22 protein-coding genes are annotated in these 20,320 nt (G+C 69.5%); 8 read left to right on the forward strand and 14 right to left on the reverse strand.

Going from position 1 to position 20,320, the window contains the following annotated elements; genetic code table 11:
- Positions 1 to 4 precede the first annotated feature (4 nt).
- From ABZY89_RS07260 to ABZY89_RS07275, 4 genes are all read right to left on the reverse strand, one after another.
- Positions 5 to 190 (reverse strand): YbdD/YjiX family protein, encoded by a 186-nt coding sequence (locus ABZY89_RS07260; protein ID WP_355225891.1) that lies wholly within the window; start codon positions 188 to 190, stop codon positions 5 to 7.
- Positions 187 to 2,364 (reverse strand): carbon starvation CstA family protein, encoded by a 2,178-nt coding sequence (locus ABZY89_RS07265; protein ID WP_355225892.1) that lies wholly within the window; start codon positions 2,362 to 2,364, stop codon positions 187 to 189. The genes ABZY89_RS07260 and ABZY89_RS07265 overlap by 4 nt, the downstream gene beginning before the upstream one ends.
- 90 nt (positions 2,365 to 2,454) lie before the next feature.
- Complete coding sequence (locus ABZY89_RS07270) at positions 2,455 to 3,024, reverse strand: DinB family protein (protein WP_355225894.1); 570 nt, start codon at positions 3,022 to 3,024, stop codon at positions 2,455 to 2,457.
- 41 nt (positions 3,025 to 3,065) lie between these two features.
- Positions 3,066 to 3,836, reverse strand: a complete 771-nt coding sequence (locus ABZY89_RS07275) for an enoyl-CoA hydratase-related protein (RefSeq protein WP_355225896.1) — start codon at positions 3,834 to 3,836, stop codon at positions 3,066 to 3,068.
- 52 nt (positions 3,837 to 3,888) lie between these two features.
- Between ABZY89_RS07275 and ABZY89_RS07280 the strand changes: the two genes are divergently transcribed.
- The 6 genes from ABZY89_RS07280 to ABZY89_RS07305 all read left to right on the forward strand — a co-directional run bounded on the left by ABZY89_RS07280 (position 3,889) and on the right by ABZY89_RS07305 (position 10,600).
- A complete protein-coding gene (locus tag ABZY89_RS07280) occupies positions 3,889 to 4,326 on the forward strand; it encodes a GNAT family N-acetyltransferase (protein WP_355225898.1) in 438 nt (145 codons plus the stop codon).
- A 127-nt stretch (positions 4,327 to 4,453) separates the two neighbouring features.
- Complete coding sequence (locus ABZY89_RS07285; protein ID WP_355225900.1) at positions 4,454 to 4,810, forward strand: DUF559 domain-containing protein; 357 nt, start codon at positions 4,454 to 4,456, stop codon at positions 4,808 to 4,810.
- A gap of 8 nt (positions 4,811 to 4,818) precedes the next feature.
- On the forward strand, positions 4,819 to 5,265 hold the full coding sequence (locus ABZY89_RS07290; protein ID WP_355225902.1) for a GNAT family N-acetyltransferase: 447 nt from the start codon (positions 4,819 to 4,821) through the stop codon (positions 5,263 to 5,265).
- Positions 5,266 to 5,495: 230 nt separating this feature from the next.
- Positions 5,496 to 8,726, forward strand: coding sequence for an isoleucine--tRNA ligase (gene ileS, locus ABZY89_RS07295; protein WP_355225904.1), 3,231 nt, complete (start codon positions 5,496 to 5,498; stop codon positions 8,724 to 8,726).
- Positions 8,727 to 8,813: 87 nt separating this feature from the next.
- Positions 8,814 to 9,830, forward strand: a complete 1,017-nt coding sequence (locus ABZY89_RS07300) for a hypothetical protein (RefSeq protein ID WP_355225905.1) — start codon at positions 8,814 to 8,816, stop codon at positions 9,828 to 9,830.
- A gap of 89 nt (positions 9,831 to 9,919) precedes the next feature.
- Positions 9,920 to 10,600 (forward strand): methyltransferase domain-containing protein, encoded by a 681-nt coding sequence (locus ABZY89_RS07305; protein WP_355225907.1) that lies wholly within the window; start codon positions 9,920 to 9,922, stop codon positions 10,598 to 10,600.
- Between the two features lie 14 nt (positions 10,601 to 10,614).
- Here ABZY89_RS07305 and ABZY89_RS07310 read toward each other — a convergent pair whose 3' ends face one another.
- Positions 10,615 to 11,085, reverse strand: a complete 471-nt coding sequence (locus tag ABZY89_RS07310; RefSeq protein ID WP_355225909.1) for a DUF6069 family protein — start codon at positions 11,083 to 11,085, stop codon at positions 10,615 to 10,617.
- 173 nt (positions 11,086 to 11,258) lie between these two features.
- Between ABZY89_RS07310 and ABZY89_RS07315 the strand changes: the two genes are divergently transcribed.
- Complete coding sequence (locus ABZY89_RS07315; protein WP_355225910.1) at positions 11,259 to 11,735, forward strand: aromatic ring-opening dioxygenase LigA; 477 nt, start codon at positions 11,259 to 11,261, stop codon at positions 11,733 to 11,735.
- Between the two features lie 60 nt (positions 11,736 to 11,795).
- Here the strand turns inward: ABZY89_RS07315 and ABZY89_RS07320 are convergent, their stop codons facing one another.
- Genes ABZY89_RS07320 through ABZY89_RS07330 form a run of 3 tightly spaced genes read right to left on the reverse strand, consistent with a single transcriptional unit; the run spans position 11,796 to position 14,007 of the window.
- Complete coding sequence (locus tag ABZY89_RS07320) at positions 11,796 to 12,596, reverse strand: ABC transporter permease (RefSeq protein ID WP_355225912.1); 801 nt, start codon at positions 12,594 to 12,596, stop codon at positions 11,796 to 11,798.
- A complete protein-coding gene (locus ABZY89_RS07325; RefSeq protein WP_355225914.1) occupies positions 12,593 to 13,555 on the reverse strand; it encodes an ATP-binding cassette domain-containing protein in 963 nt (320 codons plus the stop codon). The genes ABZY89_RS07320 and ABZY89_RS07325 overlap by 4 nt, the downstream gene beginning before the upstream one ends.
- Entirely contained in the window at positions 13,552 to 14,007 is a 456-nt protein-coding gene (locus ABZY89_RS07330; protein ID WP_355225916.1) for a nitroreductase/quinone reductase family protein, read from the reverse strand. The genes ABZY89_RS07325 and ABZY89_RS07330 overlap by 4 nt, the downstream gene beginning before the upstream one ends.
- A 99-nt stretch (positions 14,008 to 14,106) precedes the next feature.
- Here ABZY89_RS07330 and ABZY89_RS07335 point away from each other — a divergent pair, with 99 nt between their 5' ends.
- Positions 14,107 to 14,877 carry a TetR/AcrR family transcriptional regulator gene (locus tag ABZY89_RS07335; RefSeq protein ID WP_355225918.1) on the forward strand — a complete coding sequence of 257 codons (771 nt, stop codon included), beginning with the start codon at positions 14,107 to 14,109 and terminating at the stop codon, positions 14,875 to 14,877.
- Between the two features lie 55 nt (positions 14,878 to 14,932).
- Here ABZY89_RS07335 and ABZY89_RS07340 read toward each other — a convergent pair whose 3' ends face one another.
- The 6 genes from ABZY89_RS07340 to ABZY89_RS07365 all read right to left on the reverse strand — a co-directional run bounded on the left by ABZY89_RS07340 (position 14,933) and on the right by ABZY89_RS07365 (position 20,228).
- Complete coding sequence (locus ABZY89_RS07340) at positions 14,933 to 16,174, reverse strand: NAD(P)-binding domain-containing protein (RefSeq protein ID WP_355225920.1); 1,242 nt, start codon at positions 16,172 to 16,174, stop codon at positions 14,933 to 14,935.
- A gap of 2 nt (positions 16,175 to 16,176) precedes the next feature.
- Positions 16,177 to 16,731 carry an OsmC family protein gene (locus ABZY89_RS07345; RefSeq protein WP_355225922.1) on the reverse strand — a complete coding sequence of 185 codons (555 nt, stop codon included), beginning with the start codon at positions 16,729 to 16,731 and terminating at the stop codon, positions 16,177 to 16,179.
- Positions 16,732 to 16,777: 46 nt separating this feature from the next.
- Entirely contained in the window at positions 16,778 to 17,299 is a 522-nt protein-coding gene (locus ABZY89_RS07350; protein ID WP_355225924.1) for an OsmC family protein, read from the reverse strand.
- 72 nt (positions 17,300 to 17,371) lie between these two features.
- Entirely contained in the window at positions 17,372 to 17,866 is a 495-nt protein-coding gene (locus tag ABZY89_RS07355) for a CoA-binding protein (protein ID WP_355225926.1), read from the reverse strand.
- Positions 17,866 to 19,158 carry an O-acetylhomoserine aminocarboxypropyltransferase/cysteine synthase family protein gene (locus ABZY89_RS07360; RefSeq protein WP_355225928.1) on the reverse strand — a complete coding sequence of 431 codons (1,293 nt, stop codon included), beginning with the start codon at positions 19,156 to 19,158 and terminating at the stop codon, positions 17,866 to 17,868. The genes ABZY89_RS07355 and ABZY89_RS07360 overlap by 1 nt, the downstream gene beginning before the upstream one ends.
- On the reverse strand, positions 19,155 to 20,228 hold the full coding sequence (locus ABZY89_RS07365; RefSeq protein ID WP_355225930.1) for a homoserine O-acetyltransferase: 1,074 nt from the start codon (positions 20,226 to 20,228) through the stop codon (positions 19,155 to 19,157). Before ABZY89_RS07365 ends, ABZY89_RS07360 begins: the two co-directional genes overlap by 4 nt.
- Positions 20,229 to 20,320 lie beyond the last annotated feature (92 nt).

Below are 20,320 nucleotides of genomic sequence, written 5' to 3' on the forward strand. Positions count from 1 at the left end.
ACCGCTAGCAGCAGCGGGCCTGCGGGTTGTGCTCCTTCTCGTCGGCCCGGTGACGTTCGAACGCGCGCCGGCTCATCGGCTCGACGCCCTCGCGCTCGCACCGGGCGACGTACTCGTCCCACTTCGCCTCCCCGGTCGCCTGGCGGAGCAGCCGCCAGGCGCCGGAGACACGCTCGGTGAGCTGACTCATGAGACCGGCGTCTTCTGGGAGGCTTCCCACTCGCGTACGGCTTCCTTCTCCTCCTTGGTGGCGAAGAAGTCGGAGGGCGCGACGATCGTCGACTCGACCTTCGGGACCTCGGTGGTCGGCAGCCCGCCGGCGCGGATCGCCTTGACCACAGTCACCGCGGCACCGGCGACGATCACGATCACCAGCAGCGCGAACGCTGCCTGCAGGATGCCGCTCTGGGTCGAGTTGTAGATGATCTGGTCGACGTCCGCCGGGGTCTTCGCAACGCCGTAGAGCTCACCGGCGTCGCGTGCCTCGCGCGCGGCAGAGGCCTGGGCGAAGTAGCCGATGGCGGGGTTGTCGCTGAACACCTTCTGCCAGCTCGCCGTCATCGTGACGATGAGGTCCCAGACCAGCGGGATGCCCGGCACCCACGCCCACTTGAGCTTGCCGTGCTTGATCAGCAGCGTCGTGGCCAGGGTCAGGGCGATCGCGGCGAGCAGCTGATTGGCGATGCCGAAGAGCGGGAAGAGCTGGTTGATCCCGCCGAGCGGGTCACCGACGCCGATCCAGAGCATGTAACCCCAGGCCAGTACGACCAGCGCGGAGGCCGACCAGGCCGCCGGCCGCCAGGAGGTGTCGGCGTAGCGCTTCCAGACGTTGCCGATCGTGTCCTGGAGCATGAACCGGCCCACGCGAGTGCCGGCGTCGACGGCGGTCAGGATGAAGAGCGCCTCGAACATGATCGCGAAGTGGTACCAGAAGGCGGCCAGGCCGCCACCGAACGCCTCGGTGAAGATCAGCGACATCCCGAACGCCAGGGTCGGGGCGCCACCGGTGCGGGAGATGATCGACTCCTCCACACTGGCCGCGGCTGCCTCGAGATCCGCCGGGGTGATCGAGAAGCCGAGCCCGTTGACGAAGGCGGCCGCGGTCTCCGGGGTGCCACCGGTCGCGCCGGCGGCGGCGTTCATCGAGAAGTAGATGCCCTGGTCGATGACCGAGGCCGCGATGAGGGCCGAGATCGCCACGAACGACTCCATCAGCATGCCGCCGTAGCCGATCATGCGGACCTGCGACTCCTTGGCGACCATCTTCGGCGTCGTCCCCGAGGCGATCAGGGCGTGGAAGCCGGAGAGGGCGCCGCAGGCGATGGTGATGAAGACGAACGGGAACAGCTTGCCGGCGAAGACCGGACCCTCGCCGTTGGTGGCGAAGTCGGTGACGGCCTCGTTCTGCAGCACCGGGGCCGCGAGGACCAGGCCGACGGCCAGCAGCACGATGACGCCCACCTTCATGAAGGTGGAGAGGTAGTCACGCGGAGTGAGCAACATCCACACCGGGAGGATCGAGGCGACGAAACCGTAGACGACCAGGCAGACCACCAGCGTCTCGTGGGAGAGGGTGAGGGCGTTGTCCAGGCCCATCTCCTCGACGTACCCACCACCGATGATGGCCAGCAGCAGCAGCGCGACGCCGATGACGGTCACCTCGCTGACGCGGCCGGGGCGCAGGTAGCGCAGGTAGAAGCCCATGAAGAGCGCGATCGGGATGGTGAGGCCGATCGAGAAGACGCCCCACGGCGACTCCGCGAGCGCGTTGACGACGACCAGCGCGAGCACCGCCAGGATGATGATCATGATCGCGAAGACCGCGATCAGCGCGGCCACGCCGGCAACAGTGCCGATCTCCTCACGCACCATCTGGCCGAGGCTCTTGCCGTCGCGGCGCATCGAGAAGAACATCACGACCATGTCCTGTACGGCACCGGCGAAGATGACGCCGACGATGATCCAGATCGTGCCCGGCAGGTAACCCATCTGCGCGGCCAGCACCGGGCCGACCAGCGGGCCGGCACCGGCGATTGCGGCGAAGTGGTGCCCGAAGAGCACACGCCGGTCGGTGACGTCGAAGTCCTGCCCGTTCTCCAGCCGCTCGGCCGGGGTGGCCCGGGTGTCGTCGACCTTCAGCACCTTGTTGGCGATGAACTTCGAGTAGAACCGGTAGGCGATCGCGTACGAGGCCAGCGCGGCAAACAGGATCCACAGTGCCGAGACATCCTCGCCTCGGGACAGGGCGAGCATGGCCCAGCAGACGGCGCCGACGACGGCGACGGCGGTCCAGATGACAATTGACTTCACGTTGGGCCCGGACCGTGGGCCCGAGCTGGTGGGGTTGGCGGTCGACGTCGACATGGTCTCCCTCTGATTCAGCGCGCGGTAACGGTCGTTGTGACCGCTGTCTCAGCCTAGTCTCAGGAAACCGCCTGGTGGGCGGGGGAGGGGCTACTGCCCGGTACGCCCGTCGATGACCTCACGCAGCAGGTCGGCGTGACCTGCGTGGCGGGCGTACTCCTCGATCATGTGGACCAGGATGTCGCGGATGCTGGTCGGCTCGTCGCCGCGGCCGACGTCCCGGGTCTCGCCGAGCACCGAGTCGTCGATCGAGTCGAGCCACTCGTCGGCCGCCGCGACCTGCTCGCGCCAGCTCGCGAACGCCTGGTCGACCGACTCCTGGGTCGGCTCCACCTTGTGGAACCCGCCGGTGGGGTCGTCGGCGTCGAGCCGCGGCAGCTCGAGGTTCTCCTTCAGCACCCGCTGGAACCAGCTGTGCTCGACCCGCGCCATGTGGCGGATGAGCCCGAGCAGGCTCAGGTCGCTCGGCGGGACGCTCTGCTTGGCCAGGTCCTCCGGACCGAGGTCCTCGCACTTGAGCTCGAGGGTGAGCCGGTAGTGGCGCAGATAGTCCCGGTACGTCGCCAGCTCGCCGACGGCCTGCTGATCCTGGTGGCGTGGATCCTTGCCCTCGGGAAGCCAGATTCCGCCGAAGCCCACCTGTCGCTGATCACTGCTCATGGGTTCACCCTCGCGGAACGAGCGCCTCTCGGCCAATGATTTCAGCCGGTGAAGCTGGGCGGCCGCTTCTCCAGGAAGGCGTTGATGCCCTCGCGGCCCGAGGCCGAGCCACCGAGCGCGGAGATCGACTGCGCCTCGCGGCGCAGCGCGGACTCGGGATTGGGGTCGGCTACGTCGCGGATGAGGTGCTTGGTGCTTGCCAGTGCCTCGGGGGAGCCGGCGAGTAGGGTCGCGACGACCTCGTCCACGGTGGCGGCGAGGTCATCGGCCGGTACGACGCGGGCGACCAGCCCGGCCTCGAGCGCCTCGGTCGCGGAGAGCATGTCGCCCAGCAGGGTCAGCCGGAGCACCCGGTGCAGGCCCAGGGTGTGTACGAGGAGCGACCCGCCGCCGTCGACCGACAGCCCGACCTTGGCGTAGGCCAGGCTGAACTTCGCCTTGTCGGCCGCGATCACGATGTCGGCGGCCGCGGCCAGCGGGAACCCGACCCCCGCCGCGGTGCCCTGGACGGCGCTGACCACGATCGCGTCGCAGCGTACGAGCTCGGTGATGATCCGGTTGGCGCCCTCGGCGAGCTCGAGGATGAACGGCCCCAGGTCGTCGGCGGCCGCGAACCCGGCCAGGTCGCCACCGACGGAGAAGTACTTCCCCTCCGCCGCCAGCACGATCACCCGCGCCGAGTCCGCCTTCGCACGCAAGATCGCCGCCAGCATCTCCGCGCCCGCCTCGGGCTTGAAGACGTTTCCCCGGTCCGGGTTGGTCATCGTGATGCGGGCGCAACCGTCGGCGTACTCGTAGCGAATCAGGCTCATGCGCGCATCCTGCCAGGTGCCCCGACGAGGCTGTCCGAACTATGGTCACGAGGTGACATCTCCGATCGCCTTCACCGTCACCCGTGTGCAGGCCGCCGAGACCTATCCGCTTCGAGCGCTGGTCCTCCATGGCGGTGCGCCACCCGCGACGGCAAGGGTCGCCGGCGACGACCGGCCAGACGTGGCCACCTTCGCCGCCAAGGACGCCCATGGCGAAGTGGTCGGATGTGTCGGCCTGTTCCCGGCTCCGGAATCCAACTGGCGGGTCCGGCGTCTGGCGACGGCCGAGGCGTGGCGCGGCCGTGGAGTCGGCACCGCCGTTCTTGCCGCAGCGCTGGCACATGCGGACCGCCTCGGTGGCGGGACCATCTGGTGCAACGCCACGCCCGCCGGCGCCGCGTTGTTCCAGCGGGCGCGGTTCGAGCAGGTTGGGGCACCGTGGGAGGACCCGGAGTTCGGGTGGAATGTGCGGATGGTGCGGGAGGTATGAGTGTGAGCTGCCGTTCGACGAGGCGCTGTGTGTCGCCGACTCCGCATTGCGCGTCGGTGTCGGCCAAGAGGAACTGATCTCGACGGCCGATCGGACATTCGGTCCGGGTGCCGGCAGCGTCCGGCGGGTGGCGCACCTGGCTCATGGGGGCGCCGACAATGCCTTCGAGAGCTGCCTGCGTGCGATCGCGATCCAGGTGGACGGGCTGGATGTGGAGCCTCAGGTCAGGATCGCCGAGCCCGACTTCCTCGGTCGCGTCGACCTCGCCGACCGTCGGCTTCGGATCATCATCGAGGCGGACTCGTACGAGTTCCACGGAACGCGCCGGGCGCTGGTGGAGGACGCGGGTCGGTACAACCGATTCGTGGCAGCGGGCTGGATCGTCCTGCGGTTCACCTGGGAGGACGTCATGCTGCACCCGGAAGTCGTCCACGAGGCTCTTTCTGGAGCCGTCGCCGATCGGTTGCGGTCCAGGTCTGCATGATTGACGGCATGATCGACGTGCGCCGGGTGGCGGTTGAGGAGACGTATCCGTTGCGGGCGAAGGTGTTGCGCAACGACGGACCGCCGGAGGCGGCGAGGGTGCCGGGGGATGATGGTCCCGAGGTCGCTACGTACGCAGCGCTGGATGTGGACGGGAGCCTGATCGGGTGCGTCGGGCTCTTCCCCGAAGCGTGCCCTGACCTGGCCGAACACCCCGGGAAGGGATGGCGGATCCGGGGGATGGCGACGGCGGACGGATGGCGCGGCAAGGGTGTCGGGGCCGAGGTGCTGCAGGCGGCGCTGGACCACGTCGCGGCCAGAGGCGGTGGGCTGGTCTGGTGCAACGCGCGTACGCCGGCGGTGCCGTTCTACGAGAGGGCCGGGTTCGTCGAGATCGGTGAGCCGTGGGACGACCCCGAGATCGGTCCGCACGTGCGGATGTGGCGCGCGGTGTAATCGGGTTCGCGTGGCGGGCGCCGGGCGGCGTACTCTCTTCCTTAGAGGCGTTCGAGCCGTCATCAGCGGCGAGCCCCGGGAAGAAAGCCTTCGGGCAAGTAGAACCCGGCGGGAGTGGCCCGTCACAGCCGTAACGAAGTGGTCCGGCAGGACAAGCAGGGTGGTACCGCGGTCGAAAGATCGTCCCTGTGGTGAAGACAACCCACTACCACCCAGCAGGAGATGCGTCGATGGCCTATCCGAAGGTCAACTCAGCCAAAGTCCCGGCCAGCCCACGCTTCCCGGAGATCGAGACGCAGATTCTCGATTACTGGAAGAAGGACGGGACCTTCCAGGCGAGCATCGACAACCGTGACGCCGGGGAGAACGGCGAGAACGAGTTCGTCTTCTACGACGGCCCGCCGTTCGCCAACGGCCTGCCGCACTACGGCCACCTGCTGACCGGCTATGTGAAGGACATCGTCCCGCGCTACCAGACGATGCGCGGCAAGCGCGTCGAGCGGCGCTTCGGATGGGACACCCACGGCCTGCCCGCCGAGCTCGAGGCGATGCGCCAGCTCGGCCTGAAGACGACCGACGAGATCGTCGAGATGGGCATCGACAAGTTCAACGCGGCCAGCCGTGCCTCGGTGCTGAAGTACACCGGCGAGTGGCGCGACTACGTCACCCGCCAGGCGCGCTGGGTGGACTTCGACCACGACTACAAGACCCTCAACCCCGACTACATGGAGTCGGTGATCTGGGCGTTCAAGACGCTCTACGACAAGGGCCTGGTCTACGAGGGCTTCCGCGTCCTGCCCTACTGCTGGCAGGACGAGACCCCGCTGTCCAACCACGAGCTGCGGATGGACGACGACGTCTACAAGGACCGCCAGGACCCGGCGGTCACAGTGGGCTACGCGCTCGACGCCACCGGTGAGGACGAGGTCCTCGACAACGCCCACATCCTGATCTGGACCACCACGCCCTGGACCCTGCCGTCCAACCTCGCCGTCATGGTCGGCTCCGAGATCGACTACGTCGTGGTCGAGGGCCCGGTCCCGGGCACCGACAAGACGGCCAAGTACGTCCTCGCGGAGGCTCGCCTCGCGGCGTACCAGAAGGAGCTCTTCCCCGACGCCGACGAGGCGACGGTCCTGGGCCGCTACAAGGGTGCCGAGCTGCTCGGCCGCACCTACCAGCCGCCGTTCTCCTACTACGCCGGTCACCAGAACGCCTTCCGCGTCGTGGCTGCCGACGACGCCGTCACCACCACCGACGGCACCGGGGTCGTCCACACCGCCGGTGCGTTCGGTGAGGTCGACAAGGAGGTGACCGACCGCGAGAACATCGAGGCGGTCATGCCGGTCGGCAAGGACGGGCGCTTCACCGCGCCGGTGGTCGACTACGCCGGTGTCCAGGTCTTCGACGCCAACCTGCAGATCATCGACCACCTCAAGGCGGTCACCCGCGGCGAGGCCGGAGGGTCGGTGACCGCGGGCACGATCCTGCTGCGCCGCGAGTCCTACAACCACTCCTACCCGCACTGCTGGCGCTGCCGTCAGCCGCTGATCTACAAGGGCGTCTCGAGCTGGTTCGTCGAGGTCACCAAGATCAAGGACCGGATGCTCGAGCTCAACCAGCAGATCCGCTGGGTGCCCGAGCACATCCAGGACGGCCAGTTCGGCAAGTGGCTGGAGAACGCCCGCGACTGGTCGATCACCCGCAACCGCTTCTGGGGCTCGCCGGTGCCGGTGTGGAAGTCCGACGACCCGGCCTACCCGCGCCTGGACGTCTACGGTTCGTTCGCCGAGCTCGAGCGCGACTTCGGCACCCTGCCCAAGGACGCCGAGGGCAACCCCGACCTGCACCGTCCGTACGTCGACGACCTGGTCCGCCCCAACCCCGACGACCCGACCGGCAAGTCGATGATGCGCCGCGTCTCCGACGTCCTCGACGTCTGGTTCGACTCCGGGTCGATGTCGTTCGCTCAGAACCATGTCCCGTTCGAGAACGAGGAGTGGTTCCAGCACCACTTCCCGGGCGACTTCATCGTGGAGTACATCGGCCAGACCCGCGGCTGGTTCTACACCCTGCACATCCTGGCGACCGCGCTCTTCGACCGTCCGGCGTTCTCGAGCTGCATCAGCCACGGCATCGTGCTGGGCTCCGACGGCCAGAAGATGTCCAAGAGCCTGCGCAACTACCCCGACGTCAACGAGGTCTTCGACCGCGACGGCGCGGACGCGATGCGCTGGTTCCTGATGTCATCGCCCATCCTTCGCGGCGGCAACCTGGTCGTCACCGAGCAGGGCATCCGGGACTCCGTACGCCAGGTGATGATCCCGCTGTGGAACAGCTGGTACTTCTTCCAGCTCTACGCCAACGCGGCCGACCTGGAGACCACCGGCTCGACGGCGTCCGAGGACCCGCTGGACCGCTACGTCCTGGCCAAGCTGCGCGACTACGTCGCCGAGATGACCTCGGCGATGGACGACTACTACGTCGCCGAGGCCTGCGAGGCGACCCAGCGGTTCATCGACGTGCTCACGAACTGGTACATCCGGCGGAGCCGGGAGCGGTTCTGGAACGAGGACAAGGCCGCCTTCGACACCCTCTACACGGTGCTGGAGACTGTGACCCGCCTGGTCGCGCCGCTGCTGCCGCTGACCACCGAGGAGATCTGGCGCGGCCTGACCGGTGGCCGCTCGGTGCACCTGGCCGACTACCCGGTCGTCGAGGACCTTCCTGCTGATGCCGACCTGGTCGCCCGGATGGACGCGGTCCGCACGGTCTGCTCCTCGACCTCCGCCCTGCGCAAGGCCCGCAAGCTCCGCAACCGCCTGCCGCTCGGTGGCCTGACGGTCGTCGGTGCCGACATCGCCGGCTTCGAGGAGATCGTCGCCGACGAGGTCAACGTCAAGTCCGTCCGGCTGCTCGCGGCCGACTCGGAGGAGGCCGGCACCTACGGCATCGAGCAGCGGCTCGCCGTCAACGCCCGCGCCGCCGGCCCGCGGCTGGGCAAGGACGTACAGAAGGCCATCAAGGGCTCCAAGTCCGGTGACTGGTCGGTCGACGAGTCCGGTGTGGTGACCGCGGGTGGTCTCGAGCTGGTCGAAGGCGAGTACACCCTGGAGACCGTTGCCGGTGCCGCCTCCGACGACATCGCCGTCTCGATGCTGCCCACCGGTTTCATCGTCCTGGACACGGTCGTCACCCCCGAGCTCGCCGCCGAGGGCCTCGCCCGAGACCTGATCCGCGCAGTCCAGCAGGCCCGCAAGGACTCCGGCCTCAACGTCGAGGACCGCATCACCCTCTCGGTGGCCGGCTCCGAGACCGTACGCCAGGCAGCCACCACCCACGCCGACCTCATCTCCCGCGAGACCCTCGCCACGACGTACGACGTGGTCGACTCGCTCGAGGGCAACCCGGTCGACCTGGGCGACGGCGAAAAGGCCCAGATCGCGGTAGCCAAAGTCTGACGATCGTTGAACCCTAGGAGGGTGCGTCACGCCTGTCGTGACTCACCCTCCTAGGGTTCTGGGGCTTTACGTGGGATAACTGGGAGTGTGGAGGACTCGGGGGTCACCAGCGGTCACGAGGATGTCTGGGAGCGGGAGTATGCCGCCAGGCTGATGGAGGCGCAGCGACGTCAGCAGGATGGTCTGCTCAGTCATGCGCAGCTCGCGGCCGGTGGGCTGACGCGCGCTGACATGATCAGGATGCAGCGGCGCAAGGAGATCGTGCGGGTGCATCCGCGGGTGTACGTCGATCACACGGGTCCGCTCACGTGGCACCAGCGCGCCTGGGCAGCTGTCCTCTATGCCGCACCCGCCTACGTGTGCGGTCCGAGTGTCGAGGCGCCTCGCACGGAGCGGCCGATGGTGCCCGGGATGGTCCCCGACCCGATCCATGTCGCCATCGACCAGACCCGGAGGGTCGCACCCCAGCCCGGCATCGTGATCCACCGCCTCACCAACCTCGAGACCCATGCCCACGGTGGCGTCCCGCCTCGCCTGAAGCTGGAGGACAACGCGCTGGCGATGGCGCACGACGCCCGCTCGGAGATCGACGCGATCGCCAGCCTGGCCAACGTCGCCGGGCGGGCGTATGTCACCGCCGGCTCGCTCCGTGGGGCGCTGAGTCGTTTCCCCTCCATGCGCCGCCGTGCCTGGATCGCCAAGATCATCGACGATCTGGAGTCCGGCACGAACTCCGTGCTCGAGCACGGCTATCTCACCAAGGTCGAGCGCGTCCACGGGCTGCCACAGTCCCAGCGACAGGCGGTGCGGGCGACGCCGAACGGCAATCAGTTCAGAGACGTGGAGTATGCGGCGTACGGGCTGGTCGTTGAGCTCGACGGAGCGTTGGGGCATGACGCATGGCGCGACCAAGCGCGAGATGCCGACCGAGCGCTCGACGACCTCGCCGCCACCGGCACTGTCACCGCGCGACTCCGTTGGCACCAGGTCTTCGACACGCCTTGCCGGACGGCGCGGAGCATCGCGCGAGTCCTGGCATCCCGCGGCTGGACGGCCTCCCCGACGGCGTGCGGCGACGACTGCCCGATCCCGCGGCAACCCTAGGAGTCCCAGTCGCCTGTGGCGTGCCTGGGTCTCCTAGGGTTCATTGAGAACGAAGACGCGAGGGCTCCAGCGACACCTATGGTTGAGGTGTGGAGGGGCCTACGCTCAGAGAACTCGCCGTCCAGGCGCTGTCGTCGGTGGAGCATGGTTACGACCTGCTGGCGCCGAAGTTCGACGCGACGCCGTTCCGGACGCCGGACTGGTTGCTCGCCGCGACCATCACCGCGCTGCGGGAGTACGGGCCGTTCGAGCGAGGACTCGACGTGTGCACCGGCACCGGGGCGGGGCTGGAGCTGCTCGCGGAGGCGACCGCGGAGCGGCCGACGGGGGTCGACTTCAGCGTGGGGATGCTCGAGCAGGCCAGGGCCGCTCACCCCGACGCCGACCTGGTGCGGGCGGATGCTCGAGCGCTGCCGTTCGAGGCTGCATACGACCTGGTGGTGAGCTTCGGGGCGCTGGGGCACTTCCTGCCGGAGGAGCGGCCGGAGCTCTTCGACGGCATCCATCGGGCGCTGCGGCCGGGCGGCGTGTTCGCGCTGCCGGTCAGCCGGGCCCTGGGGCCGACCCACCCGGCCTACTGGCTGCTCTCCGGCTTCGACCTCGCGATGCGGGTGCGCAACGCGGTGTGGCGGCCGAAGTTCGTCATGTACTACCGCACCCATCCCAGGCCGGCGCTCTTCGCCGACCTGGCCAACGCCGGGTTCACGGTCGAGACGACGCCGATGCCCGGTGTCGGCGAGCTGATCATCGCTCGCCGGCCACCGGACTGACGTCCGCAGACACCTCAGGCGCGGCGCGGGTTGCGCTCCGCGAGCCGGGCGGCGATGACGGGGACGATCACCACCGCGGCGACGAGGTGGGAGATCACCAGCATGATGTTGGTGGCGTAGGAGTCGGTGACGGCGACCAGGCTGGGCACGATCGAGAGCGCGGTCAGGCTCCAGGCGGTGCGCTTCCAGGTCGAGCGCGGACGCTTTGCGAAGCGGTCGAGGCAGACGGCGACGATGATGCCGATCAGGCCGAGCTCGGCGACGGCCCAGGCGAGCCCGGTCGCGGGGATCGCGGCAGGATCGACTCCGGTGCCGGGAAGTGCGACGTTGAACGGCACCCCGACCGCCCGGGCGAAGAACTCGTAGACGCCGGTGACCAGGGCGCCGACAAGGACGGCGGCGACGCTGACGAGCCAGACCGGCATCCGCGCAGCGAACTGACCGCGGGAGGTGGTCGTGGCCTGGGTGTAGGTGCTGGTGCTCATGATGGTGCCTCTCATCCGGTGGTGGTTTGTCGCGGTCCGTACGGCCGCTTCTCACTCACTCCACGAACGGCTCGACACCGATCCGACAGGTTCCGCGAAAAAAGTTCTGCACGACGAAGATCACACCCTCCGGGGCTTTCATCCGAAGGTAAGTTAGGTGAGCCTTAGCCTGCATGACCCGCAAACCTCGGATCGCGAAGCTGCTGAGCCCCCTGATCGGGCTGTTCGGCCTCCTGTTCATCGCCAGTGGCGCCGCCGCCTACTACATGGCCCACACCCAGTTGAAGGCTCAGGAGATCACCGTCGCCGACGACGCCTCCTTCCTCGCCGGAGACCAGGTCGACGGCCCGTTCTCGGCCTACGCCCAGGCGGCCACCGTCGAGAAGCACGCCCTGGGGATCACCAAGGGCAAGACGTACGCCGAGCTCGAACAGGAGGACCCGATCCGCGCCGTCGCGGCGGAGTCGTCGTTCGTACGCGCCTCCCTGCTGACCGCGGTCACCGCCTTCGGCCTCTCGGCACTGGTCGCGGGCCTGGGCGTCGTCCTGCTCTTCGTCGCCTTCGCACTCGGGTCGCTGACCCGGGCCGTCGCACCGGCCAAGGAGAAGTCGGCGGAGGAGACCGACGGCCTCGAGCCGGCCACCGCCTGACCCCACCCATTCGCCAACGGGCCCGAGAAGGCATCGCCTTCCCGGGCCCGTTCTCCCTTCTCAGCCCAGGCGCCGGAACGCTCGGACCGAGAGCGGGACGAAGACCGCCAGCAGGACCGCGGGCCAGGCCAGAGCCAAAAGGGTCGCGTGGTCGGCGAGCACGCCGGAGGTGATCCCGGTCGGGTTGCCGAAGAGGTCGCGGCAGGCGGTGGCCGTCGCCGAGACCGGGTTCCAGGCGGCGATGAAGCCGAGCCAGCCGGGCATCGTCTCGGGCGAGACGAACAGGCTCGAGCAGAACCCGAGCGGCCACACCAGCACCTGCACCATCGTCAGCGCCCCCTCCATCCGCAGGGTGAGCCCGAGGAAGATGCCCAGCCACAGCATCGCCAGCCGCAGCCAGAGCAGCAGCCCGACCGCGGCGACCGCCTCGAGGAACGAGCCCTCGATCCGCCACCCGATCAGCAGGCCGCCGAGCATCAGGACGCCCAGCTGGACCGCCGAGTTGCCCAGGTCGGCGATGGCCCGCCCCAGCGGCACCGCGAGACCGCTCATCGGCAGCGACCGGAACCGGTTGGTGACGCCGCGCTTGGTGTCCTCGGTGACCACGGCCATGGTGCCGTCGATGCCGAACATCATCGTCAGCGCGAGCACCCCGGGCAGCAGATAGGGCAGGTACGACCCGCCGCCCGGCATCTCGATGGCGCCGCCGAACAGGTAGCCGAAGATCAGCAGCATCATGATCGCGAACAGGATCCCGAAGACCGGTCCCCACGGCTCGCGCTGCCAGTGCTTGAGGTCTCGGAGCGTGATCACCCAGGTCTGGGTCACGGTCTGTCGGAGGGTTGATGCGATGGCGGTCATCGGGCGGCTCCTTCAGGATCGGGTACGTGGCCGGGGGCGGTCAGGTGGAGGAACACCTCGTCCAGGGTCGGTCTGCGCAGCAGCACGTCGTCGACCGTGATGCCGGCGGAGTCGAGGGTGCGTACGACCTCCACGACCGCGGCACCGCCGCCGGCCGCGCCGGCCTCGACGGTGACCTCGTGCCGGTCGGGGTCGACGACGGCAGCGGAGCCGAGGACGCCGGCCATCCGGGCGAGGTCGTCCGGCCCGGTCGCGGTGATGATCACCCGGTCGCCGCCGAGATCGCTCTTGAGTGTCGACGGGGTGCCCTCGGCGATCACCCGGCCCGCGCCGAGCACGGTGACCATGCCGGCGAGCTGGTCGGCCTCGTCCAGGTACTGCGTGGTGAGCAGCACCGTCGTCCCGTCGGCGACCACCTGCCGCACCATCTCCCAGACCTCGTGACGGCCGCGCGGGTCCAGCCCGGTGGTCGGCTCGTCGAGGAAGAGGATCCGCGGACGGGTGACCAGACCGGCGGCGATGTCGAGGCGCCGCCGCATCCCGCCGGAGTAGCCCGAGACCTTCCGGTCCCCGGCCTCGGTGAGGCCGAAAGCATCGAGGAGCTCGCCGGCGCGGCGTACGGCATCGGGTTTCGAGAGGCCGTGCAGGCGGCCGAACATCACCAGGTTCTCCCGGCCGTGGAGGGCCTCGTCGAGCGCGGCGCTCTGGCCGACCAGGCCGATCGTGGAGCGGACCCGGGCGGGGTGGCGTACGGCATCGTGGCCGCCGACGCGGACCTCACCGGCGTCGGGCCGGGTCAGGGTCGCGAAGACGTTCACCGCGGTCGACTTGCCGGCGCCGTTGGGTCCCAGCAGGGCGTGCACGGTGCCGGTGGCGACCTCGAGGTCGAGGCCGTCGAGCGCCTGGGTGTCGCGGTAGCGCTTGCGCACGCCGCGCGCGGACAGGGGAGTCGAGGTCATCGGCCCACCTCGATCCGGAACACGCCGCAGCTGCCGGCGACCGCCTCGAACGCCTCCGGCGTCACCGCCGTGACCACGCCGGCGTCGAGCATGATCTTCGCGCCGTCCGTCATCCGCTCCGGCCAGGCCCGGAGCACGGTCAACGCCTCCTCGCCCTCCACCTCGACGAGACGCACCTCCTCGGTGTCTTTGCCGATCCTGAGAGTGGCGCGACCGGCGGCGGCACGTACGTTGCGGGCCCAGTCGGCTCCCGGAAAGCCCTCGAGCAGATAGCGGCGTCCGTCCAGGTCCAGGACCGAGAGCGGGGTGCTGCGGGGTTTGCCGCTCGCGCGGCCCGGCACGGTGAGCACCGGCAGATCCTTCATCCCGAGCCCGGTCTTCGACAGGGTCATGAAGACCTTGTTCATCGGCTTGAGCCAGCGCGGCGGGACCGGCTTCGCGTCGTTCGGCATACACGTTCCTCCAATTTCGTACGTCGTACGAAGATGTCAACGGAGCGACTGTAGCATTTGTTCCGTACAATGTACGAAATTATTTCGGATGAGGTTACGATGAGCGACGTGCCGGACCAGTCAGACCAGTCGGACCCCTCCCTGCGCCTGCTGTGGCGCCATCGGGCGGGAGCGCGCGAGGAGCCGAAGACCAAGCGCGGACCGAAGCAGAAGGTGAGCGTCGACGAGATCGTCGACGCCGCGATCGACCTCGCCGATGCCGAGGGCCTCGCTGCAGTCACGATGCGCGCGATCGCCCAGCGCTTCGGCCTGGGCACGATGACGCTCTACTCCTACGTGCCCAACCGGGACGCGCTGCTGGTGCTCATGGCTGACCAGGTGACCGGCCGCGCCCCGCTCCCGGAGCTGCCCGGGGATCCGCGCAAGCGCCTCGAGCTGATCGCCAACCTCACGCACGACGAGCTCCGGGCCCATCCGTGGCTGCTCGAGGTGCAGGACGTACGCCCCTGGCTGGGCCCCAACATGAGCGATCGCTACGAGTGGCAACTGCAGGCCGTCGACGGCCTCGGGCTCTCCGACCTGGAGATGGACCAGACGGTCGCCGTGCTGGTCGGCTTCGCGGGCAACATCGCCCGCAGCGAGCTCATGAAGCGCCGCGCCGAGCAGGTCACCGGGATGACCGAGTCGGAGTGGTGGGAGGCCAACTACGACACGCTGGGCGAGGTCATGGCGGGCACCCACTATCCGCTGGCCAACCGGGTCGGCACCGCCGCAGGCGAGGCCTACCAGGCGGCCAGCGACCCCGCGAGCGAGCTCGACTACGGGCTCGCCCGGATCATCGACGGCGTGCTCGCGCACGTGGGCCGTTAGCCGACTCGGCTCGTTAGAACGAGCCGACTCGGCGTGGGGTGGTTGTGCAGAGTGGTCAGCCGGCGGTGCGGCGGCGGGCAGGGTCGGCGAGCCGCTGCGACAGGTGGGCGACCAGGTCGGCGGAGTCGTCGCGAGCGCCGTCGATGTAGGTCGAGCGCCGACGCCGCAGCACCGGGAGCCCGGTGACGTAGAGGCCGGGCAGGTCGGTGACGCCGCCGTCGTGGCGGATCGCGCCCTTGCGGTCGAAGACGTCGGCGTCGAGAAAGCCGTGGTCAGGCTTGATGCCGGTCGCCCAGACGACGGAGCCGATCTCGCCGGAGGTCAGCGAGAGCGACAGCAGCGGCTCGGGCACGCGGGTCGGCTCGAGTCGCTCCCCGGACCAGCCGAAGGCGTGGTCGATGCCGTTCAGCAGCCGGTTGGCCTTGAGGTCGGCGAGAGCCGCCATGTTGGTCAGTGAGCCCGAGAAGAGGGCCTCGCCGTCGCGCAGCGCGGCCAGCTTGCCGACCACGCGTACGCCTGCCTCCTGCAGCGTGTTGAGGTCGAGCGTGGCGGTGCCGCCGACGAGCTGGAAGGAGGAGAGCCGCCGGGCGCGGGTGATGTCGTCGAGCTCGTCCCAGCGCTCGTCGAGGATGCCGGCTTCCTCGATCCAGGCGAAGATGTCGCGCCCGCGGTAGCGGCGCGGCACCCGGACGTGCTCGCCGACCGCGAGGGTGACCGGGCGGCCCGAGGCCTGCAGCTCCGCCGCGATCTGTACGCCGCTGGCGGCCGCCCCGACCACCAGCACACCGCCGGGCGGGAGCTGCGAGGGCCGCCGGTAGTCGATGGCGTGCACCGAGGGGAGCCCGGGCGGGAGGTCGGCGGCGAGGGCGGGTACCACGCCGCGTACCGAACCGGTGGCGAGCACGACCTGCTCCACCGACCACGGACCCGCGGAGGTCTCGACCAGGAAGCCGCTCCGGTCGGGGGAGACGCGGTGGACCTCGACGTTCTCGTGCACCGGCGCCGCGATCACGTCGGCATAGCCGGTGACCAGCGAGGTGACCTGGGCGGCGGTGAGGAACTCGTCGGCCTCGGCAGGGCCGAGCAGCGGGTCGGCGAGCCCGGGCAGCCGGTTCATCCAGCCAGGGGTCAGCAGGCGGAGCGAGTCCCAGCGCTGGGTGCGCCACGAGTGAGCGACCTGACCGCGCTCGAGGACGACATGGTCGATCCCTTCGGCGCTGAGTCGGTGGCTCACCGCGAGGCCGCTGTGCCCCGCCCCGATCACCGCGACGGTGGTGCGGCGAGACGGGACACTCATGGTCACGAGACCGAGACGCTGACCGCGGTCGGGTTGGTGAGGATGTCGAAGACGGCCGAGCGCTTCTGGGACTGAGCGACCAGTGCCTCGACGTCCTCGGGAGAGGCGTCGGCGTCGATCGAGTAGTTCACGCGTACGCCGGTGAAGCCGTTGCGTACGTCCGCGTCGGCGCCGAGGATGCCGCGGATGTCGTGGTCGCCCTCGATGGTCGCGGTCACGGAGTTGAGCTGGATGCCCCGCTGCTGGGCGACGGCGGCGACGCCGGCCGTCAGGCAGCCGCCGAGCGCGACCAGGACGGTCTCGACCGGCGTGGGGCCCTGGTTGTCGGCGGCGAACTGGGGCGGGTGGTCGCCGTCGGACTCGAAGGAGCGCTGGGTCTCCTGCTCCTCGCCGAGGCCGAAGAAGCCCTCGACCTTGCTCTTGGAGTGGGTGCCCTTGACCCAGGTGTTGGTGGCGCGCCAGGTGAACTTGGCCGCCTCCGGGGTCTCCTGGAGGGCCGCACGTGCGCCGAGCAGGGCGGCGACGTTGACGCCGTTGTCGATGGTGGTCTCTGTCATGGTGGTTCCTCGTTTCGATGGGTGTGGATGCGGCGGTGGAGGCGAGTCAGGCCAGCGAGACGTTGACCGGGACCGCGCTGCCGAGGGTGTGGCCGACGGGCGAGCTGGCGAGCACCTTGGCGTGGAGCGCCTCGAGCTCCTCGCGGGGTGCCTCGGACGCGATGGTCACCGTGGCGTCGATCGTGTCGAAGCCGGCGTGGCCCTCGGCCAGGCCGAGGAAGACCGTGAGGTCGACGTCGCCCTTGAGGTCGATGCGCAGGTCGTCGAGCTCGATCCCGGCGACCGAGGCGTTCGCGGCGTAGCCGACGGCGAGGCAGTTGCCCAGGGCGCCGAGAAGCTGCTCGACGGGGTTGGCGGCGGTGTCGCCGCCGCCCAGGCCGGTCGGCTCGTCGGACGGGGTGGGATCGAAGGATCGGACCTTCGCCTCGGACGCGAAGGCACCCTTCCAGGTCACGTGGGCGGCCCAGGTGGTGCGCGCCTTGGCGGGATCGTCCTGGATCGCCTGGACGAGGTTGCCGACGGCGGCGAGGTCGACATCGTTGAGCTGCGTCGTTGAATCGATGCTCATGAGAACGCTCCGGGGTCGAGGGAGTGGATTTATCGAGATAATAGACTAACTAACTCGACTAAAGAAGGAGTCTCACCGCCCGGTCGGGCGCGAGGTGATCACCCCGGTGTCGAACCCGGCCAGGTGCAGGCCGCCGTGGAAGCGGGCGTGCTCGATCTTGAGGCAGCGGTTCTGTACGACGCTCAGCCCTGCCGCGCGCGCCGCCTCCGCGGCCTCGTCGTTGGTCAGCCCGAGCTGGAACCACACGACCGGCGAGCCCAGCGCGACCACGTCGTCGACGACTGCGGGCAGGTCGCTCGCCCTCCGGAAGACGTCGACGATGTCGGGGGTCTCCGGGAGATCCGCCAGGCTCGCGTAGACCGGCTGCCCGAGCACCTCGCGACCTGCGGCGTTCGGGTTGATGAAGTAGAGCCGGTAGTCGGTGTCCTGAGCGAGGTAGGTGGCGACGTAGTAGCTCGACCGTGCCGTGTTGGGGGAGAAGCCGACGATCGCGATCGACTTCGCCGCCCGGAGCAGCCCCTGCCGCTCGCGCGCGGTCGGCTCGTGGGGAATCTGCGGGATGGCCATCAGGGCTCCTTCGTGGCGGCCGTCAGCGCCTGGTCGAGGTCGTAGATGATGTCGTCGGCGTCCTCGATGCCGACGCTGATCCGCACCAGCCCGGGCGTGACGCCGGCCTCGCCCAGCCGTGCCTCGCCGAGCTGGCGGTGGGTGGTGGAGGCGGGGTGGATCACCAGGGTCTTGGCGTCGCCGATGTTGGCCAGATGGCTGGCGAGCTCGACGGACTCGATGAACCGCTCGCCGGCGGCTCGACCTCCCCGGACGTCGAAGGAGAAGACGCTGCCGGGCCCCTTGGGCAGATACTTCTGCGCTCGCGCATGGTGCGGGTGGGAGGGCAGGCCGGCCCAGCGTACGTTCTCGATCCGGTCATCGGCGTCGAGCCACTCGGCGACGATCCGCGCGTTCTCGACGTGGCGCTGGACCCGCAGGGACAGGGTCTCGACGCCGAGGGCGAGCTGCCAGGCGGACTGCGGGCTCAGGGTCGCGCCCACGTTGCGCAGGTGCTCGGCGCGCAGCCGGGTGAGGAAGGCGTACTCGCCGAAGTTGCCCCACCACGACAGCCCGCCGTAGTGCTCGACCGGCTCGTGGAAGAGCGGGAACCGCTCGGGCGAGTACTCGAAGCGGCCCGACTCGACGACGACTCCGCCGAGCGTGGTCCCGTGTCCGCCGAGGAACTTGGTGGCCGAGTGCACCACGATGTCGGCGCCCCACTGGATCGGCCGGGACAGGTACGGCGTCGGGATCGTGGAGTCGACCACGAACGGCACCCCGTGAGCGTGCGCGACGTCGGCCAGCCCCTCCAGGTCCGCGATGTCGCCGGACGGGTTGGCGACGGTCTCGGCGAAGACGAGCTTGGTCTCGGGGCGGATCGCCGCGGCGTACGCCTCCGGGTCGGTCGAGGAGACGAACGTCGTGGAGACGCCGAAGCGGCGCAGGGTGACGTCGAGCTGGGTGACCGAGCCGCCGTAGAGCTGGGCCGAGGCGACGATGTGGTCGCCGGCGCCGGCCAGGGAGGCGAAGGTGACGAACTCGGCCGAGAGGCCCGAGGCGGTGGCGACCGCCCCGATGCCTCCTTCCAGGGAGGCCAGACGCTCCTCGAACGCGGCCACGGTCGGGTTGCCGACGCGGGTGTAGATGTTGCCGTACTTCTGCAGCGCGAAGCGCGCGGCGGCATCGGCGGTGTCGTCGAAGACGAACGACGCCGTCTGGTAGATCGGCAGCGCCCGGGCGCCGCTGACGCCGTCGGGGATGTTGCCGGCGTGGATCGCACGGGTGTTGAAGCCGTACGCGTGGTCACTCATGAACCAACTCCAGTTCGATCGTTGAGGAAGCTCCGGACGAGGTCGAGGTAGCCGGGCGGGTCGAGGAGGAACGAGTCGTGGCCCCAGGTCGAGGCGATCTCGTGGCGCTCGACGTCGACGCCCGCGCGGCGCAGCTCCTCCTCGATCAGGACCGAGTGGGAGGTGGCGAAGCGCCAGTCGGAGTCGAAGGAGATGACCTGGAACCTTGTGTCCCGGATCCCCTCGGCGAAACTCGCCGAGGCGAACGGGTCGAAGTAGTCGAGGAGGCGGGAGAGGTAGAGGTAGGAGAGCGCGTCGAAGCGGTCGACGAACGAGCTCGCCTGGTGGTCGAGATAGCTCTCCACCTCGAAGTCGATCCCGAATCCCGGGGTGGCGCCGCGCCGAGACCGGCCGAACTTCGCCTCCAGTCCGGGCTCCGAGACGTACGTGACGTGGCCCAGCATCCTCGCCACCGAGAGTCCGTCGGCGGGGACCACGCCGTGGTCCGGGTAGCGTCCGCCGCGGAAGGCGGGGTCGCGCAGGATCGCCTGTCGGGCGACGTTCGAGAGCGCGATGTTCTGGGCGCTCAACCGGGCCGAGGCGGCGACGAGGACCGCCCGCTCGATCTGCCCGGGCGCGTCGGCGGCCCACTGCAGGACCTGCATGCCGCCGAGCGAACCACCGACGGCGGCGTAGAGCCTCTCGATGCCGAGGTGGGCCAGCAGCCGGCGATGGACGCTGACCAGGTCGGCGACCGAGATCAGCGGGAAGTCGAGCCCCCAGGCCCGGCCGGTGGTGGGGTCGGTCGAGGACGGCCCGGTGGTGCCTCGGCAGCCGCCGAGGAGGTTGGCGCAGACCACGAAGAACCGGTCCGTGTCGACCGGTCTCCCGGGTCCCACCATCGTCGGCCACCACGTCGCGGCCTCGGCGTCGCCGGTGAGCGCGTGGGCGATGAAGACGACGTTGTCGCGGGCGGGCGCCAGGTCGCCGTAGGTGGCGTAGGCGACGTCGACGGGCGCCAGTGTGTCGCCGCCGCACAGGCGGAGCGGGTCGGCCTCGTCGAAGAGGCGGGCATGGCGCACGGCGGCCATCGACACCCCTCTCTCCATTAAGTCGAGTTTCTAACTACAGAATGTAGCGTGCGTGTCGAGCCCCGCGGATGGATGTCCGGCATCCAGGCGAC

The organism is Nocardioides sp. NPDC006303 (genome assembly GCF_040613175.1).
Classification (GTDB): Bacteria; Actinomycetota; Actinomycetes; order Propionibacteriales; family Nocardioidaceae; genus Nocardioides.

What these genes read in the sequence shown, in the direction of transcription:
- ABZY89_RS07355 (WP_355225926.1), bottom strand. Translation starts at nt 17,866, where the DNA reads ATGGCCATCCCGCAGATTCCCCACGAGCCGACCGCGCGCGAGCGGCAG.
- ABZY89_RS07335 (WP_355225918.1), top strand. Translation starts at nt 14,107, where the DNA reads ATGAGCGACGTGCCGGACCAGTCAGACCAGTCGGACCCCTCCCTGCGC.
- ABZY89_RS07290 (WP_355225902.1), top strand. Translation starts at nt 4,819, where the DNA reads ATGATCGACGTGCGCCGGGTGGCGGTTGAGGAGACGTATCCGTTGCGG.
- ABZY89_RS07310 (WP_355225909.1), bottom strand. Translation starts at nt 11,085, where the DNA reads ATGAGCACCAGCACCTACACCCAGGCCACGACCACCTCCCGCGGTCAG.
- ABZY89_RS07275 (WP_355225896.1), bottom strand. Translation starts at nt 3,836, where the DNA reads ATGAGCCTGATTCGCTACGAGTACGCCGACGGTTGCGCCCGCATCACG.
- ABZY89_RS07315 (WP_355225910.1), top strand. Translation starts at nt 11,259, where the DNA reads ATGACCCGCAAACCTCGGATCGCGAAGCTGCTGAGCCCCCTGATCGGG.
- ileS (WP_355225904.1), top strand. Translation starts at nt 5,496, where the DNA reads ATGGCCTATCCGAAGGTCAACTCAGCCAAAGTCCCGGCCAGCCCACGC.
- ABZY89_RS07260 (WP_355225891.1), bottom strand. Translation starts at nt 190, where the DNA reads ATGAGTCAGCTCACCGAGCGTGTCTCCGGCGCCTGGCGGCTGCTCCGC.
- ABZY89_RS07270 (WP_355225894.1), bottom strand. Translation starts at nt 3,024, where the DNA reads ATGAGCAGTGATCAGCGACAGGTGGGCTTCGGCGGAATCTGGCTTCCC.
- ABZY89_RS07320 (WP_355225912.1), bottom strand. Translation starts at nt 12,596, where the DNA reads ATGACCGCCATCGCATCAACCCTCCGACAGACCGTGACCCAGACCTGG.
- ABZY89_RS07360 (WP_355225928.1), bottom strand. Translation starts at nt 19,158, where the DNA reads ATGAGTGACCACGCGTACGGCTTCAACACCCGTGCGATCCACGCCGGC.
- ABZY89_RS07365 (WP_355225930.1), bottom strand. Translation starts at nt 20,228, where the DNA reads ATGGCCGCCGTGCGCCATGCCCGCCTCTTCGACGAGGCCGACCCGCTC.
- ABZY89_RS07330 (WP_355225916.1), bottom strand. Translation starts at nt 14,007, where the DNA reads ATGCCGAACGACGCGAAGCCGGTCCCGCCGCGCTGGCTCAAGCCGATG.
- ABZY89_RS07350 (WP_355225924.1), bottom strand. Translation starts at nt 17,299, where the DNA reads ATGAGCATCGATTCAACGACGCAGCTCAACGATGTCGACCTCGCCGCC.
- ABZY89_RS07265 (WP_355225892.1), bottom strand. Translation starts at nt 2,364, where the DNA reads ATGTCGACGTCGACCGCCAACCCCACCAGCTCGGGCCCACGGTCCGGG.
- ABZY89_RS07325 (WP_355225914.1), bottom strand. Translation starts at nt 13,555, where the DNA reads ATGACCTCGACTCCCCTGTCCGCGCGCGGCGTGCGCAAGCGCTACCGC.
- ABZY89_RS07345 (WP_355225922.1), bottom strand. Translation starts at nt 16,731, where the DNA reads ATGACAGAGACCACCATCGACAACGGCGTCAACGTCGCCGCCCTGCTC.
- ABZY89_RS07340 (WP_355225920.1), bottom strand. Translation starts at nt 16,174, where the DNA reads ATGAGTGTCCCGTCTCGCCGCACCACCGTCGCGGTGATCGGGGCGGGG.